Origin of the sequence: Pseudomonas sp. FDAARGOS_380 (assembly GCF_002591235.1) — a bacterium.
GTDB classification, from domain to species: Bacteria; Pseudomonadota; Gammaproteobacteria; order Pseudomonadales; family Pseudomonadaceae; genus Aquipseudomonas; species Aquipseudomonas salmasensis.
Genome location: NZ_CP023969.1, coordinates 3,887,752 through 3,904,207, shown reverse-complemented (window position 1 = coordinate 3,904,207; position 16,456 = coordinate 3,887,752). Strand labels below are relative to the sequence as shown.

The 16,456-nt window shown below is 60.7% G+C and carries 18 protein-coding genes; 2 read left to right on the top strand and 16 right to left on the bottom strand.

The genetic code is table 11. The features are described 5' to 3' along the window. Positions 1-15: 15 nt before the first annotated feature. From CRN80_RS18325 to flhA, 7 genes are all read right to left on the bottom strand, one after another. Positions 16-2,229, bottom strand: a complete 2,214-nt coding sequence (locus CRN80_RS18325; protein WP_098950736.1) for a chemotaxis protein CheA — start codon at positions 2,227-2,229, stop codon at positions 16-18. An 11-nt stretch (positions 2,230-2,240) separates the two neighbouring features. After that, positions 2,241-3,029 carry a protein phosphatase CheZ gene (locus CRN80_RS18320; RefSeq protein ID WP_003192906.1) on the bottom strand — a complete coding sequence of 263 codons (789 nt, stop codon included), beginning with the start codon at positions 3,027-3,029 and terminating at the stop codon, positions 2,241-2,243. An 18-nt stretch (positions 3,030-3,047) separates the two neighbouring features. Beyond that, on the bottom strand, positions 3,048-3,422 hold the full coding sequence (locus tag CRN80_RS18315) for a chemotaxis response regulator CheY (protein ID WP_003192908.1): 375 nt from the start codon (positions 3,420-3,422) through the stop codon (positions 3,048-3,050). Between the two features lie 167 nt (positions 3,423-3,589). Continuing rightward, positions 3,590-4,330, bottom strand: coding sequence for an RNA polymerase sigma factor FliA (fliA, locus tag CRN80_RS18310; RefSeq protein WP_003192909.1), 741 nt, complete (start codon positions 4,328-4,330; stop codon positions 3,590-3,592). Further along, the gene (gene fleN, locus CRN80_RS18305) at positions 4,327-5,160 is read right to left on the bottom strand and encodes a flagellar synthesis regulator FleN (RefSeq protein ID WP_003192912.1); all 834 of its coding nucleotides are present in this window, start codon (positions 5,158-5,160) and stop codon (positions 4,327-4,329) included. Before fleN ends, fliA begins: the two co-directional genes overlap by 4 nt. A 105-nt stretch (positions 5,161-5,265) precedes the next feature. Continuing rightward, positions 5,266-6,582: a flagellar biosynthesis protein FlhF gene (gene flhF / locus CRN80_RS18300; RefSeq protein WP_019818351.1), complete on the bottom strand. Its 1,317-nt coding sequence runs from the start codon at positions 6,580-6,582 to the stop codon at positions 5,266-5,268. An 11-nt stretch (positions 6,583-6,593) separates the two neighbouring features. Continuing rightward, positions 6,594-8,708, bottom strand: coding sequence for a flagellar biosynthesis protein FlhA (flhA, locus tag CRN80_RS18295; RefSeq protein ID WP_098950735.1), 2,115 nt, complete (start codon positions 8,706-8,708; stop codon positions 6,594-6,596). Between the two features lie 554 nt (positions 8,709-9,262). Here flhA and CRN80_RS18290 point away from each other — a divergent pair. Both CRN80_RS18290 and CRN80_RS31770 read left to right on the top strand, forming a co-directional pair. Next, positions 9,263-9,517, top strand: coding sequence for a DUF6124 family protein (locus CRN80_RS18290; RefSeq protein WP_098950734.1), 255 nt, complete (start codon positions 9,263-9,265; stop codon positions 9,515-9,517). Positions 9,518-9,637: 120 nt separating this feature from the next. Next, positions 9,638-9,901: a DUF6124 family protein gene (locus CRN80_RS31770; protein ID WP_032895958.1), complete on the top strand. Its 264-nt coding sequence runs from the start codon at positions 9,638-9,640 to the stop codon at positions 9,899-9,901. A 141-nt stretch (positions 9,902-10,042) separates the two neighbouring features. Here the strand turns inward: CRN80_RS31770 and CRN80_RS18280 are convergent, their stop codons facing one another. From CRN80_RS18280 to fliL, 9 genes are all read right to left on the bottom strand, one after another. Next, entirely contained in the window at positions 10,043-10,246 is a 204-nt protein-coding gene (locus CRN80_RS18280) for a cold-shock protein (RefSeq protein WP_032895957.1), read from the bottom strand. Between the two features lie 752 nt (positions 10,247-10,998). Continuing rightward, positions 10,999-12,135 carry a flagellar biosynthesis protein FlhB gene (gene flhB / locus CRN80_RS18270; RefSeq protein ID WP_032895955.1) on the bottom strand — a complete coding sequence of 379 codons (1,137 nt, stop codon included), beginning with the start codon at positions 12,133-12,135 and terminating at the stop codon, positions 10,999-11,001. A gap of 3 nt (positions 12,136-12,138) precedes the next feature. Continuing rightward, complete coding sequence (fliR, locus tag CRN80_RS18265) at positions 12,139-12,924, bottom strand: flagellar biosynthetic protein FliR (protein ID WP_003192935.1); 786 nt, start codon at positions 12,922-12,924, stop codon at positions 12,139-12,141. Between the two features lie 4 nt (positions 12,925-12,928). Then, a complete protein-coding gene (gene fliQ, locus CRN80_RS18260; RefSeq protein WP_003192936.1) occupies positions 12,929-13,198 on the bottom strand; it encodes a flagellar biosynthesis protein FliQ in 270 nt (89 codons plus the stop codon). A 4-nt stretch (positions 13,199-13,202) separates the two neighbouring features. Continuing rightward, on the bottom strand, positions 13,203-13,946 hold the full coding sequence (gene fliP / locus CRN80_RS18255) for a flagellar type III secretion system pore protein FliP (RefSeq protein ID WP_032895954.1): 744 nt from the start codon (positions 13,944-13,946) through the stop codon (positions 13,203-13,205). Continuing rightward, positions 13,946-14,380 carry a flagellar biosynthetic protein FliO gene (fliO, locus tag CRN80_RS18250; RefSeq protein ID WP_044274977.1) on the bottom strand — a complete coding sequence of 145 codons (435 nt, stop codon included), beginning with the start codon at positions 14,378-14,380 and terminating at the stop codon, positions 13,946-13,948. Before fliO ends, fliP begins: the two co-directional genes overlap by 1 nt. Before the next feature lies 1 nt (position 14,381). Continuing rightward, positions 14,382-14,849 carry a flagellar motor switch protein FliN gene (gene fliN / locus CRN80_RS18245; RefSeq protein ID WP_003192941.1) on the bottom strand — a complete coding sequence of 156 codons (468 nt, stop codon included), beginning with the start codon at positions 14,847-14,849 and terminating at the stop codon, positions 14,382-14,384. Positions 14,850-14,892: 43 nt separating this feature from the next. Then, complete coding sequence (fliM, locus tag CRN80_RS18240) at positions 14,893-15,861, bottom strand: flagellar motor switch protein FliM (RefSeq protein WP_014719344.1); 969 nt, start codon at positions 15,859-15,861, stop codon at positions 14,893-14,895. Positions 15,862-15,870: 9 nt separating this feature from the next. After that, positions 15,871-16,371: a flagellar basal body-associated protein FliL gene (gene fliL / locus CRN80_RS18235; protein WP_032895951.1), complete on the bottom strand. Its 501-nt coding sequence runs from the start codon at positions 16,369-16,371 to the stop codon at positions 15,871-15,873. Positions 16,372-16,456 lie beyond the last annotated feature (85 nt).

The window sequence follows — 16,456 nt, the reverse complement described above, 5'->3', positions numbered from 1 at the left end:
CCTGCCCCACCAGAATCAAATACGCCGTGCGGCGTAACGCTTGAGCATGCTCGGAACATCGAGAATCAGTGCGATGCGACCGTCACCGGTAATGGTTGCGCCCGACATGCCTGGGGTGCCTTGCAGCATCTTGCCCAAAGGCTTGATCACCACTTCTTCCTGGCCCACCAGTTGGTCGACCACAAAGCCGATGCGCTGGGTGCCCACGGACAGAATCACCACATGGCCCTCGCGCTGTTCTTCATGGGCAGCCGAGGCCACCAGCCAACGCTTGAGGTAGAACAACGGCAGCGCCTTGTCGCGCACGATCACCACTTCCTGGCCGTCCACCACGTTGGTGCGCGACAGGTCGAGGTGGAAGATCTCGTTGACGTTGACCAGCGGGAAGGCGAACGCCTGGTTGCCCAGCATCACCATCAGGGTCGGCATGATCGCCAGGGTCAACGGCACCTTGATGACGATCTTGGAGCCCTGGCCCTTGGTCGAGTAGATATTGATCGAGCCGTTGAGCTGGCTGATCTTGGTCTTCACCACGTCCATGCCCACGCCACGCCCGGACACGTCGGAGATCTCGGTCTTGGTCGAAAAGCCCGGGGCGAAGATCAGGTTGTAGCACTCGGTGTCGGTCAGGCGGTCGGCGGCGTCCTTGTCCATCACGCCGCGCTTGACCGCGATATTGCGCAAGATGGTCGGGTCCATGCCCTTGCCGTCATCGGTGATCGACAGCAGGATGTGGTCGCCCTCTTGTTCCGCCGCCAAAATCACTTTGCCGTTGCGGGACTTGCCGGCGGCTTCGCGTTCTTCCGGGGTTTCTACGCCGTGGTCGACCGCGTTGCGCACCAAGTGGACCAGCGGGTCGGCCAGGGCCTCGACAAGGTTTTTGTCGAGGTCGGTTTCTTCGCCCACCAGTTCCAGGTTGATTTCTTTCTTGAGTTGGCGTGCCAGGTCGCGAACCAGACGCGGGAAACGGCCGAAGACTTTCTTGATCGGCTGCATCCGCGTTTTCATCACCGCGGTTTGCAGGTCGGCGGTGACCACGTCGAGGTTCGACACGGCCTTCTGCATGGCTTCGTCGCCGCTGTTCAGGCCCAGGCGCACCAGGCGGTTACGCACCAGCACCAATTCGCCCACCATGTTCATGATGTCGTCCAGGCGCGCGGTATCCACGCGCACGGTGGTCTCGGCTTCGCTGGCGGGCTTTTCCGCTGCTGCCGGCGCCGCTGCACGCGCAGGGGCCGGGGCCGGGGCGGCGGCAGGTGCAGGCTTGGCAGCCGGCGCAGGTTTGGCTGCAACCGGTGCCGCAGTGACAGCGGCTGGCGCTGCAACCGGGGCGGCAGCGGCCGGGGCCACTTCGCTGAACTTGCCTTTGCCGTGCAACTCGTCGAGCAGGGCTTCGAATTCGTGATCAGAGATCAGCCCGTCGCCGGCCGGTGCGGCACTGGCCGCTGGCGCAGCGGCGGCCGTGGCAGCAACCTCGGGCAGGGCTTCGGCCACAAAGGTGCCTTTGCCATGCAGTTGGTCGAGCAGTGCCTCGAATTCGTCGTCGGTAATATCGGTGCTGGCGTTGGCAGCGGGCGCTTCTGGCGCTGCGGCAGGCGGTGCCACGGCATCTGCTGCGAACTGGCCTTTGCCGTGCAACTGGTCGAGCAACGACTCGAACTCAGCGTCGGTAATGTCTTCACTGCTCGGCGTCGCGGCAGGCTGCACCGGCGATTCCGCTTGGGCCTTGACCGCGCTGAGGGAGTTGAGCAGTTGTTCGAACTCGCTGTCGGTCACGTCCGGCTCGGCTTGCGCCACCGGCTCCGGCGCGGCCTCGACCACCGGCGCAGCCGCGGTGTCGGCAGGTTCTGCCAGGCGCGCCAGGGCGGCCAGCAGTTCCGGCGTGGCGGCGGTGATCGGTGCACGTTCACGCACCTGGCTGAACATGCCGTTGACCGCATCCAGTGCTTCGAGAATTACGTCCATCAGTTCCGAGTCGACGTGACGCTCACCCTTGCGCAGGATGTCGAAAACGTTCTCGGCGATGTGACAGCACTCCACCAGCTCATGGAGCTGGAGGAAGCCGGCGCCCCCTTTTACAGTGTGAAAACCGCGAAAAATTGCATTGAGCAGGTTCGCATCATCCGGTCGGCTTTCCAGCTCGACCAGTTGTTCGGACAGTTGCTCTAGAATTTCGCCGGCCTCTACAAGGAAATCCTGAAGGATTTCTTCATCGGCGCCGAAGCTCATGTGGGTGCTCCTTAGAAGCCTAAACTGGATAACAGGTCATCTACGTCATCCTGACCTGACACAACGTCTTCACGTTTATCGGCATGAATCTGCGGACCTTCACCCTTGGCGAGATGTTTTTGTGGATCTTTTTCCGAGAGGATCGCTTCGCGGTCATGTTCGATGCCGGCAAAACGATCGACCTGGCCGGCCATCAGCACCAATTTGAGCAAGTTGCTTTCCACTTCGGTGACCAACTGGGTCACGCGCTTGATCACCTGACCGGTAAGGTCCTGGTAATCCTGGGCCAGCAGGATGTCGTTGAGGTTGCTGGCCACCGTGCGGTTTTCCTGTTCGCTGCGCGACAAGAACCCGTCGACGCGACGCGCCAATTCACGAAACTCTTCAGCACCGACTTCGCGGCGCATGAAGCGGCCCCAGTCCTGGCTCAAGGCCTGGGCTTCGGTGGCCATGCCATTGACCAGAGGCGTGGCGTTTTCCACCAGGTCCATGGTGCGGTTGGCCGCAGCCTCAGTCAGCCTGACCACATAGGACAGGCGTTCAGTGGCATCGGTAATCTGGGAAATTTCTTCGGCCTGGGGCATGCGCGGGTCAATCTGGAAATTGACGATTGCGCTGTGCAGCTCGCGTGTGAGCTTGCCCACTTCCTGGTACAGGCCGCGGTCACGGGTCTGGTTAAGCTCATGGATCAACTGCACCGCATCGGCGAACTGGCCTTTTTCCAGGCTGTCGACCAACTGGTGAGCATGTTTTTTCAGGGTCGACTCAAAGTCGCCCTGTGACGTTTCGTTATGCTCCATAGCTCCCCCGCGATGGCATTAGCCGTGGATGCGTTCGAAGATTTTCTCGATCTTCTCTTTCAAGGCCAGTGCCGTGAATGGCTTGACCACGTAACCGTTGACCCCGGCTTGGGCGGCTTCGATGATCTGTTCACGCTTGGCTTCGGCGGTCACCATCAGCACAGGCAGGCTGCGCAGTTTTTCATCGGCGCGCACGTGGCGCAGCAGGTCGATACCAGTCATGCCCGGCATGTTCCAGTCGGTCACCAGAAAGTCGATGCTCCCGCTGTTGAGAATCGGAATGGCCGTCAGGCCGTCATCCGCCTCGACCGTGTTGGTGAACCCAAGGTCACGCAACAGGTTTTTAATGATCCGCCGCATCGTTGAGAAGTCATCAACGATGAGGATTTTCATGTTCTTGTCCAATTCGACCTCCAAGCAGTCTTAAACGCGCCCAGCACCTGGACGCGCCATTTCAATCAACAGGCGTTACACAAAAAGGACTGCCCAGGGCACCACGGTACTCACCCGCAAAACCCTGCGGTTTCACGGTAGCGTCTGCAGTGTCCCCACACTGCCTGTCAGCGCGCGCGCCACTCGGCCAATCGCCCCCGCAAGCGGGCTGCGCACTGGCTATGCAACTGGCTGACACGCGATTCGCTGACCCCCAGGACCTCACCGATTTCCTTGAGGTTCAGCTCTTCGTCGTAGTACAGCGCCAGCACCAGCCGCTCACGCTCCGGCAAGTTGGCGATTGCATCGGCCAACGCGCCCTGGAAACGTTCGTCTTCCAGGTCGCGCGACGGCTCCGTATGCGCGCTCGCGCCGTCCTCGTGCAGCCCTTCGTGTTCGCCGTCCTGTAAAAGGTCGTCGAAACTGAACAGGCGGCTGCCCAAGGTATCGTTCAAAATCCCGTAGTAATCGTCGAGACTCAATTGGAGTTCGGCCGCAACTTCATGATCTTTAGCGTCACGACCGGTTTTTGCTTCAATTGCACGAATTGCATCACTGACCATGCGCGTATTGCGGTGTACCGAACGCGGCGCCCAATCGCCTTTACGCACTTCATCGAGCATCGCGCCACGGATGCGGATACCCGCATACGTTTCGAAACTGGCGCCCTTGCTGGCGTCGTATTTGGTCGAGACTTCGAGCAGGCCGATCATGCCGGCCTGGATCAAGTCTTCAACCTGCACACTCGCGGGCAGGCGCGCCAACAGGTGATAGGCAATGCGCTTGACCAGTGGCGCATAGCGCTCGATCAATTCGCCCTGGCTGTCACGTGCCGACTTTTTGTAAAGGTTGTAGCCGCTGGATGTCATAGCACCGGTCCTGCGCTCGTCTGATGCACCAAACGCTCGACGAAAAACTCCAGATGCCCCCGCGGGTTGGCGGGCAACGGCCAGGTATCGACCTTCTGGGCAATGGCCTTGAACGCCAGTGCGCATTTCGAACGAGGGAACGCTTCATAGACCGCACGCTGCTTTTGCACGGCCTTGCGCACACACTCGTCATAGGGAACTGCGCCGACGTATTGTAAAGCCACATCGAGGAAACGATCCGTGACCTTGGTCAACTTGGCGAACAGGTTGCGCCCTTCCTGCGGGCTTTGGGCCATGTTGGCCAACACGCGAAAGCGGTTCATGCCGTAGTCACGGTTAAGCAGTTTGATCAGTGCGTAGGCATCGGTGATCGAGGTAGGTTCGTCGCACACCACCAGCAGCACTTCTTGCGCGGCGCGCACAAAGCTGACCACGGATTCGCCGATGCCGGCGGCGGTGTCGATCACCAGCACGTCGAGGTTGTCGCCGATGTCGCTGAACGCCTGGATCAACCCGGCATGCTGCGCGGGGCTCAGGTGCACCATGCTCTGGGTGCCCGAGGCCGCCGGCACGATGCGAATGCCTCCGGGGCCCTGGAGCAGCACATCGCGCAGCTCACAGCGGCCCTCGATCACATCGGCCAGGGTATGTTTGGGTGTCAGCCCCAGCAGAACGTCCACGTTCGCCAAGCCCAGGTCAGCATCCAGCAGCATGACGCGACGGCCAAGCTCTGCCAGCGCCAGGGACAAATTCACTGACACGTTAGTTTTCCCGACGCCACCTTTGCCGCCGGTCACCGCGATCACCTGTACGGGATGCATGCTGCCCATTTTATTTCTTTACCTTGTCTTGCTTAGACGCAGGCTACATGGCTTGGCCGCGTGAATCGCTTGCAGACCATCGATGTAGGTACATTTCACGGTGTTCATCCTGCCTCAACCCACCCGTTTAGCCGGGTGGTGGTAAAGGTCGGCGAACATATCGGCCATCGCTTCCTCGCTAGGCTCGTCTTGCATTTGCACACTCACGGCACGGCTGACCAACTGATGACGGCGCGGCAGATGCAGATCATCCGGGATCCGCGGCCCGTCGGTGAGGTAGGCAACCGGTAATTCATGGCTGATGGCCAGGCTCAATACCTCGCCCAGGCTCGCGGTTTCGTCAAGCTTGGTGAGGATGCAGCCGGCCAGGCCGCAACGCTTGTAGCTGTGATAGGCAGCGGTAAGAACCTGTTTCTGGCTGGTGGTTGCAAGCACCAGGTAATTTTTCGACTTGATGCCACGCCCGGCCAGGCTTTCGAGCTGCATGCGCAGCGCCGGGTCGCTGGCTTGCAGGCCGGCGGTGTCGATCAGCACCACGCGCTTGCGCAGCAACGGCTCGAGGGCATTGGCCAGGGACTGGCCCGGGTCGACATGGGTCACCGGCACATTGAGGATGCGGCCCAGGGTCTTGAGCTGCTCCTGGGCACCGATGCGGTAGCTGTCCATGCTCACCAGCGCGATATTCTGCGCGCCGTACTTGAGCACATAACGGGCGGCCAGCTTGGCCAGGGTGGTGGTCTTGCCCATGCCGGCGGGGCCGACCATGGCGATCACACCGCCCTCTTCCAGGGGTTCGATTTCCGGCGTGGCGATCATGCGCGCCAAGTGCGCCAGCAACATGCGCCAGGCCTGACGGGGCTCTTCGACTTCAGCGGTCAAGGCCAGCAGGTCGCGGGACAACGGGCCGGACAGGCCGATGCGTTGCAAGCGACGCCACAGGTTGGCTTGCTGCGGCTTGCTGCCTTGCAGTTGGGTCCAGGCCAGCGAGCCGAGCTGCACTTCGAGCAATTCACGCAGGCCATTGAGTTCAAAACGCATCGAGTCGATCACGCGCTGGTCAACTGCGGCAGCCGGGGCAGGCGCTGCAGGACGCGGCGGTTCGACAAAGGTGGGTTCAACCAGCGGCTCGGCGGCGGTCAGCGGCAGGCCGGCGAACAATTGGCGATTGGTGCTGGCATCGCTGTCGCCACGCATGCTCAGCTCAGCCTGGGCCGACACAATACGCGAGGCGGTCTTGCGCAGCTCGTCTTCGAGTTCCATGTTCGGCACGCGCGGGGCCAGCGCCTGGGGTGTGTAATCCAGGGCAGCCGTCAGCTCGACACCGCCGGCAATCCGACGGTTACCGATAATCGCGGCATCGGCGCCCAGCTCATCGCGGACCAATTTCATGGCCTGACGCATATCGGCGGCGAAAAAACGCTTAACTTGCATAACCCACTACCTCAGCCATTGGGCCCAACTGTCGCGACGATAGTCACTTGCTTATTGTCAGGAATTTCCTGGTAAGCCAACACGTGCAAATTCGGTACAGCCAGGCGTCCAAACCGCGACAACATCGCGCGAACCGGGCCGGCCACCAGCAGGATCACCGGGTTGCCTTGCATTTCCTGGCGCTGTGCGGCGTCGATCAACGAACGCTGCAGCTTTTCAGCCATGCTTGGCTCCAGTAAAACGCCCTCTTCCTGGCCTTGCCCTGCCTTCTGAATACTATTGAGCAATATTTGTTCCAACCTGGGTTCCAGGGTGATCACAGGCAGCTCGGACTCAGTGCCTACAATGCTTTGCACGATTGCGCGGGACACGCCGACACGCACCGCCGCCACCAGAGCGGCAGTATCTTGACTCTTGGCGGCATTGTTGGCGATGGCCTCGGCAATGCTGCGAATGTCGCGCACGGGCACCTGTTCGGCCAACAGCGCTTGCAGCACCTTGAGCAACTGCGACAGCGACAGCACGCCCGGCACCAGTTCTTCGGCCAGTTTTGGCGACGATTTGGCCAGCAAGCCCATCAATTGCTGGACTTCCTCGTGGCCGATCAACTCGTGGGAGTGCTTGTAGAGAATCTGGTTGAGGTGCGTGGCGACCACGGTACTGGCATCCACCACGGTGTAACCCAGGGACTGCGCCTGGCTGCGCTGGCTCACTTCGATCCACACCGCTTCCAGGCCGAAAGCCGGATCTTTGGCGGTGATACCGTTGAGCGTACCGAACACCTGCCCTGGGTTGATCGCCAGTTCGCGGTCCGGGTAGATCTCGGCTTCGGCCAAAATCACCCCCATCAGCGTCAGGCGATAGGCGCTGGGGGCCAGGTCGAGGTTGTCGCGGATATGCACGGTGGGCATCAGGAAGCCCAAGTCCTGGGACAGCTTCTTGCGCACGCCCTTGATCCGCGCCAGCAGTTGCCCACCCTGGTTGCGGTCGACCAGTGGGATCAGGCGGTAGCCGACTTCCAGGCCAATCATGTCGATGGGCGTGACGTCGTCCCAGCCCAGCTCCTTGGTTTCCTGGGCACGGGCCGGGGATGGCAGCAGCTCCTGTTGACGGGCGATCTCCTGCTCGGCCTGGACCTTGACCTGGTTCTGCTTCTTCCAGAACAGGTACGCCGCCCCCCCCGCCAGGGCCGCCATGCTCAAAAACGAGAAGTGCGGCATGCCCGGCACAATACCCATGATCGCCATGATGCCCGCCGCCACGGCCAGGGCCTTGGGCGAAGCGAACATCTGCCGGCTGATCTGCTTGCCCATGTCTTCGGAGCCCGAAGCACGGGTGACCATGATGGCCGCCGCTGTGGATAACAACAGTGATGGCAATTGCGCCACTAAACCGTCACCGATGGTCAGCAAGGCGTACACCTTGCCAGCATCGCCGAATGTCATGCCGTGCTGGAACATACCGACGGCCACGCCGCCGATCAGGTTGATGAACAGAATCAACAGGCCGGCGATGGCGTCACCGCGCACAAACTTGCTGGCACCGTCCATGGAGCCGTAGAACTCGGCCTCCTGGGCGACTTCGGCCCGGCGAGCCTTGGCCTGGTTCTGGTCGATCAGGCCAGCGTTAAGGTCGGCGTCGATGGCCATTTGTTTGCCAGGCATGGCATCCAGGGTAAACCGCGCACTCACCTCGGAAATCCGCCCGGCGCCCTTGGTCACCACGACGAAGTTGATGATCATCAGGATCGCGAACACCACGATACCAACCACGTAGTTACCGCCGATCACCACCTCACCGAACGCCTGGATCACCTTACCGGCGGCGGCGTGGCCGTCCTGGCCGTGGAGCATCACCACCCGCGTGGAGGCCACGTTCAATGCCAGGCGCAGCAGGGTCGCCACCAACAGAATGGTGGGGAATACCGCAAAATCCAGTGGTCGCAAGGCGTACACGCACACCAGCAACACGACGACGGACAGGGCAATGTTGAAGGTAAAGAACACGTCGAGCAGGAACGGCGGCATCGGCAACATCATCATTGCCAGCATCACCAGCAACAACAACGGCACACCCAGATTGCCCCGCGACAAGTCAGTCAGGGTGCCACGGGCCGTGTTGAGCATTTGAGAGCGATCTACCACCGGTATTCCTCGGGTCCTTGAAGCAAAGTTTTGACGCTGGAGGGCGACTTGGAGGCGGGGTTGCAAGAAGCCTTCCAACTTTGCTTTTGGGGCGATTTTCGGGTGGTAACCGATTCAAGTGTGGGAGCTGGCTTGCCTGCGATTGCGGTGTGTCAGCCACTGGGATAGTGGCTGCGAGTCAGCCATCGCAGGCAAGCCAGCTCCCACATTTGGATTTGTGTGCATCGTGGATATCGAGGAAATTTCCGACATGGATTTGGGGTTGCCCCTAGGAAATGTGATCTCTAGTCTCCGTACACCGCTGCAAACGCAGCGGACGGGCGTCGCGGCCCGGTTCACAACGGAGCAAAAGCACCATCTCCCTTTCAGTAAGCGGTTTTTTATCGTCTACTGTGCGGCGCTATGGCGGCTGTGCGCGGGATACCTTCGGGTATGCCGGGTTGCTCCTTCACCGGTCCGCGAACCTGCGTACAGCTGCCACCCTCCATCGCGTCGCGGCGATCAGTGGCGGCTTCACTTTCATAAGGAGCTTCACAGTGATCAAACCTACCCCAAATCCCCCCACCCGGCTGTTTACCGTAGCCGACGGCATCAGCAGCGAAGACCTGCTGGTCAACCTCAGCGAAACACTCGCTTCGGCCAATGCCTTGAGCTGTGACCTGGCCTTTGACTTGGAAGGTTCGAAACGAGAGGAATTGCTCGGCGTTGCGCAGTTGATCGAACTGGCGCAGTTACTGGCTGATCGCTTGCACGGTGACGGCGAAATGTTGGACACCGCAAGCAGCGAATAACGCGGCCCCCTCGATCGTTCCCACGCTCCGCGTGGGAATGCCGCCTGGGACGCTCCGCGTCCCGAGCCAGGCGCGCGACTTGAGCACTGCGCAAGGGCGACGCAGAGCGTCACGCAATGCATTCCCACGCGGGAGCGTGGGAACGATCATGCCCCCACCCGGCTGTTTACCGTAGCCGACGGCATCAGCAGCGAAGACCTGCTGGTCAACCTCAGTGAAACACTCGCTTCGGCCACTGCCTTGAGCTGCGACCTGGCCTTTGACTTGGAAGGTTCCAAACGAGAGGAATTGCTCGGCGTTGCGCAGTTGATCGAACTGGCGCAGTTATTGGCTGATCGCTTGCACCTTGGCGCAGCAATGGCGGGCAAAGCAAGCAGCGGATAATACGGGGCAAGGGTGGGAGCTGGCTTGCCTGCGATGCGGTGTGCCAGTCGCTAAGGTATTGGCTGTGAGTTAGCTATCGCAGGCAAGCCAGCTCCCACATTTGGACTGTGTCCTGTCTTGAAATAAGCGGTTATTTGGGCGCTAGAGCAACTGTATACGTTCGGCCTGCGGGCCTTTGGGGCCTTGAGCAACCTCGTATTCTACTTTTTGGCCCTCATCCAGGCTCTTGTACCCGCTAGTCTGAATAGCCGAGTAATGAGCGAACACGTCCGCCCCTCCATCCTCCGGGGTAATAAAACCAAACCCCTTCTCCGTGCTAAACCACTTCACAGTACCCGTTGCCATTGCCGCTCTCCTTACCCTTACTCAGAACCCAATCCACCTCGATCATGCCCCCTGACGGGCACCGCATAGATGCCCTTGGGCCGATGGACCATTTGAAACCTCAGACGCTTACCCACCGACAGCGCGGTGCAGCGCCAATCCTTGCGATTGATAAATACCTCTTCTGTCCCCTCATCCAATTCGACCAGCCAATCGCCCCTGATCCAGTCGTAGGATCTGACAGTCCCTGTGACCTCGTTCAATCCCGCTCTCCCTGCATCTCGTTGACTACATACGCGCAGTGTTTGGTTCATCCATAAAACAACGGGGAAACGAGCTTTGGCTACTGTCAGAGTTGACAGGTAGACGCGAGCTGCCGATGGGTGGTAGCGGTGGAACAGCAAGCGATTCATGCATCCGATGATTTCTTGCGTTTGCGGGGTTTTCGCAGCTTGGGAGGATTGGGTGGCAGGTCACTGCATTGCGTGCCTGCCGATTGGACGGCAACCGGGTTGCCATCACGATCCCGGGCAATAAAGCCGATGCCTTTGACCGCATCAAACCACCTGACCGTACCCCTATCCATCACCGCCTCCCGAGTCGTGCAGGGCTGCACGTCTCATCGCTGTATCAAACAGTGAAGGCGGCGTATTGGCTACTGTCAAAGTTGACAGGTTGTAGGAGCGAGCTTGCTCGCGAAGGTGGTAAAGATAACGCGGGGAGTCAGGATGAACGCGGCGACGGTGAGTTTTTCGCGAGCAAGCTCGCTCCTACTAGGAATCGCGGCGCAGGTCCGGCGGGATCGGCAGGTCTTTGAGCGGATCAGGCCGCTTGCCCTTGCCGGCGCGGTATTGGCGAATCTGGTAAACGTAGGCCAACACCTGGGCAACGGCCAGGTACAAGCCGGCCGGAATTTCCTGGTCCAGGTCGGTGGAGTAGAAAATCGAACGCGCCAGCGCTGGCGACTCCAATAACAGAATGTCGTTGGCCACCGCGATTTCGCGGATTTTCAACGCGGTAAAGTCGCTGCCCTTGGCCAGCAACATCGGCGCACCACCCTTCTCGGGGTCGTACTTGAGGGCCACGGCGTAGTGGGTCGGGTTGGTGATGATCACGTCGGCGTCGGGCACCGAGGCCATCATCTTGCGCTGGGACATTTCCCGCTGCAGCTGGCGGATGCGTTGCTTGACCTCGGGGCGGCCTTCCTGGTCCTTGTGCTCGTCGCGCACTTCCTGCTTGGTCATCAGCAGTTTCTTGTGGCTTTCCCACAGTTGAATCGGCGCATCCACGGCGGCGATCAGGATCAGCCCCGCCGCCATCCACAACGCACTCCAGCCCACTACCTGCACGCTGTGGATGATCGCGGACTCCAGCGGCTCATGGGCGATGCGCAGCAAATCGTCGATGTCGGACGACAACACCGCCAAGGCCACGAACAGAATCAGGAAAAACTTGGCCAGGGCCTTGAGCAATTCCACCAGGGCCTTGACCGAAAACATGCGCTTGAGCCCCGCCCCGGGGTTCATGCGGCTGAACTTGGGCGCCATGCTGCCCGCCGCAAACAGCCAGCCGCCCAGGGCCACCGGGCCGATCAGCGCGGCGAGCAGCAAGGTGATCAGGATCGGCTGCACCGCCAGCAGCGCGATTTTGCCCGAGTGCAGCAGGTATTGGGCCATGGCGTCGGGGTTGAGCAACACGTCGCGCGGCAGGCTGAAGTTGTGTTTCATCATCTCCAGCAGGTCCAGCGCCAGACCACCGCCGTAGATCAGCAAGGCGCCTGCGCCGGCGATCATGGTGGCGAAGGTGTTGAGCTCTTTGGAGCGCGCGATTTCGCCCTTTTCCCTGGAGTCCTTTTTACGTTTCTCCGTGGGGTCTTCTGTTTTGTCCTGACCACTCTCGCTCTCGGCCATGGCTCAGCGCGCCCGTGCCAGATCACGTAAGAACTGCAAGGCTTCGCTCGCCAGCGGTTGATACTGATTGAGAATGTCAGCCAGGCCGACCCAGAAAATCCCCATGCCCAGCACCAGGGTCAAGGGAAAACCAATCGAGAAGATGTTCAGTTGCGGCGCCGCACGGGTCATCACGCCAAACGCGATATTGACCACCAGCAGCGCGGTGATCGCCGGCAGCACCAGCAACAGCGCTGCGCCCAACACCCAACCCAGGCGCCCCACCAGCTCCCAGAAATGGTTAACCACCAACCCCGAGCCCACCGGCAAGGTGGTGAAGCTTTCGGTCAAGACTTCGAACGCCACCAGGTGACCGTTCATGGCCAGAAACAGCAAGGTCACCAGCATGGTCAGAAACTGCCCGATCACCGCCGCCGACACCCCGTTGGTGGGGTCGACCATGGACGCAAAGCCCATGCCCATCTGGATCGAAATGATTTGCCCGGCGATCACAAACGCCTGGAAGAACAACGTGAGGGAAAACCCCAGCATGGCGCCGATCAGGATCTGTTCGGCAATCAGCAGCAAGGCGCTCAGGTCGAGGGCGTTCACCGGCGGCATCGGCGGCAGGCCAGGCACGATCACCACGGTGATCGCCACGGCAAAATACAGGCGCACGCGACGCGGTACCAGGGTGGTGCCGAACACCGGCATGGCCATCAGCATGGCCGTGACGCGAAACAGCGGCAGGATGAACGAGGCCACCCAGGTACTGATCTGGGTGTCAGTCAAGGCCAGCAAGGATTGCATCGGCTCAGCCGATCAACTGCGGAATACTGCCGTACAACTGCAGGATGTATTCCATGAAGGTTTGCACCAGCCACGGGCCGGCGACAATCAGGGTCACCAGCATCACCAGCAGGCGCGGCAGGAAGCTCAAGGTCTGTTCGTTGATCTGGGTGGCGGCCTGGAACATCGCCACCAGCAGGCCGACCAACAGGCTCGGCACCACCAGCACGGCGACCATCAGGGTGGTCAGCCACAGCGCTTCACGGAACAGGTCGACGGCGACTTCTGGGGTCATGGCGCTATACCCCTCCGAAACTGCCGGCCAGGGTGCCGATAATCAGCGCCCAGCCGTCCACCAGCACAAACAGCATGATCTTGAACGGCAACGAGATGATCAACGGCGACAGCATCATCATACCCATGGCCATCAACACGCTCGCCACCACCAGGTCGATGATCAGGAACGGAATGAAGATCATGAAGCCGATCTGGAACGCGGTCTTCAATTCAGAAGTGACGAATGCCGGCACCAGGATGGTCAGCGGTGCCTGGTCCGGGGTGGCGATGTCGGTGCGCTTGGACAGGCGCATGAACAGCTCAAGGTCGCTGGAGCGGGTTTGCGACAGCATGAAGTCCTTGATCGGGCCCTGGGCCTTGTCGATCGCATCCTGGGCCGTGAGCTTTTCCGCCAGATAAGGTTGCAGGGCTTGCTGGTTCACCTTGTCGAACACCGGCGCCATGATGAACAGCGTCAAAAACAACGCCATGCCGGTGAGGATCTGGTTCGACGGTGTCTGCTGCAGGCCCAGGGCCTGGCGCAGGATCGAGAAGACGATGATGATCCGCGTAAAGCTGGTCATCAGCATGACGAACGCCGGGATGAAACTCAGCGCCGTCATGATCAGCAGGATCTGCAGGCTGACCGAATATTCCTGCGCGCCGGCCGCGTTGGTACCCAGGGTAATCGCCGGGATCGACAACGGGTCGGCGCCCAGGGCCATCGGCGCGGCCAACAACAGCATGAGCGTCAAGAAAACGCGCATTACTTCTTATCCTTCTGATCCTTGCCCAGCAATTCCATCAGGCGCTGGGCGAATTCTGGCGTGGCGGCTTCGGTCTTGACCGCATCCACCGGGGTCTTGAGTACATGCAGCGGGGTGATGCGACCAGGGGTGATGCCAAGCAGGATCTGCTCCTCGCCCACCTGCACCAGCACCAACCGATCACGCGGGCCGAGGGCGCGCGAGCCCACCAGCTCGATCACCTGGCCGTTGCCCGGGCCGATGCGCTGTACGCGGCGCATCAGCCAGGCCAGCACAAAGATCAGGCCGATCACCAGCAACAGGCCCAGCACCAGTTGCGTCAACTGCCCGCCGACGCTGCCGACCGCAGGTGCCGTGACTGCCTGCGCCACCGGTTCAGCCGCCAGGGCGCTCAATGGCAGCGCCAGCAACAGTCCCGCCATCGCGTACTTCATCTCAGCGCAACTTCTTGATGCGTTCGCTCGGGCTGATCACGTCGGTCAGGCGGATGCCGAACTTCTCGTTGACCACCACCACCTCGCCATGGGCAATCAGGGTGCCGTTGACCAGCACGTCCAACGGCTCGCCGGCCAGGCGGTCCAGTTCGATCACCGAGCCCTGGTTGAGCTGCAACAGGTTGCGGATGTTGATTTCGGTGCTGCCCACTTCCATGGAAATCGACACCGGGATGTCGAGGATCACATCCAGGTTCGGGCCATCAAGGCTCACCGGATCGTTGTTCTTCGGCACGCTGCCAAACTCTTCCATGGCCAGGCGGTTGCCGGCCGGTGCGGTGGCGGCGTCGGCGGCCAGCAGCGCGTCGATGTCGTCCTGGCCAACATCGCCGGTTTCTTCCAGGGCCGCAGCCCACTCGTCAGCCAGGGCCTGGTCTTCGGCGGAAGTGTTTTCGTGTTCGGTAGCCATTACATGTCCTCGGCGCAGCAAACAATCATGAATTAGGGTTGAATCAGCGGCGGTTGATCGGCTCAACCACTTGCAGCGCCAGGTTGCCCTTGTGGGAACCGAGCTTGACCTTGAATGACGGCACGCCGTTGGCGCGCATGATCAACTCTTCCGGCAAGTCGACGGGGATGATGTCCCCAGGCGCCATGTGCAAAATGTCCCGCAGGCGCAACTGGCGGCGGGCCACGGTGGCGCTCAGCGGCACGTCGACGTCCAGCAGGTCTTCGCGCAGGGCCTTGACCCAGCGTTCGTCCTGGTCGTCGAGGTCGGACTGGAAACCGGCATCGAGCATCTCGCGCACCGGCTCGATCATCGAATACGGCATGGTCACGTGCAGGTCGCCGCCACCGCCATCGAGTTCGATGTGGAAGGTCGACACCACAATGGCTTCGCTGGGGCCGACGATGTTGGCCATGGCCGGGTTCACTTCCGAGTTGATGTACTCGAAATTGACTTCCATGATCGCCTGCCAGGCTTCCTTCAAGTCGATGAAGGCCTGCTCCAGCACCATGCGCACCACGCGCAGTTCGGTGGGGGTGAACTCACGCCCTTCGATCTTGGCGTGACGGCCGTCGCCACCGAAGAAGTTGTCCACCAGCTTGAACACCAGTTTGGCGTCGAGGATGAACAGCGCAGTGCCGCGCAATGGCTTGATCTTGACCAGGTTGAGGCTGGTGGGCACGTACAGCGAGTGTACGTATTCACCGAACTTCATCACCTGCACACCGCCCACGGCCACGTCCGCCGAGCGGCGCAGCATGTTGAACATGCTGATGCGGGTGTAGCGGGCAAAACGTTCGTTGATCATCTCCAGGGTCGGCATGCGTCCCCGCACGATGCGATCCTGGCTGGTCAGGTCGTAACTTTTGACGCTGCCGGGTTCGGCAGCCATTTCGGTCTGTACCAGACCATCGTCCACGCCATGCAACAGCGCGTCGATTTCATCCTGGGACAGCAGGTCTTGCACGGCCATGTCGTGATCCTACTGCAATACGAAGTTAGTGAAGAGCGCCTGCTCGACCACGACTTTGCCGAGTTCTTTCTGGGCCACTTCCTGCACGCTGGCAGTGACCTTCTGGCGCAGCATTTCCTGGCCGACCGGAGTGGCCAGGCTGTCGAAGCTCTGCCCGGAGAACAGCATCACCAGGTTGTTGCGGATCACCGGCATATGCACCTTGAGGGCATCGAGGTCCGCCTGGTTGCGCGCCAGCAAGGTGATGCTCACCTGCAGGTAGCGTTGGCGACCATTCTGGTTGTAGTTGGCGACAAAGGCCGGAAGCATCTGCTCGAAGATTGCCGGTTGCTTGACGTTAGTGGCGGTTTCGGCAGCGGGCGCCGGTTTGCTCGCACTGCTGTGCATGATGTACCAGGTGCCGCCCACCGAGGCACCGATGGCCAGGAGCAGGCCCAGCACAATCAACAGGATCAGCTTGAGCTTGCCTTTGCCTGCGGGGGGAGTTGCTGCGTCGTCGCTCTTCGCCATGCCAATAATCCGTCACTATTCGGGGATTCGTAGATCTATGGCAAGGCAAGAGCAAGTGTTATGCCAGAGTTGGCTGGTAATGAGG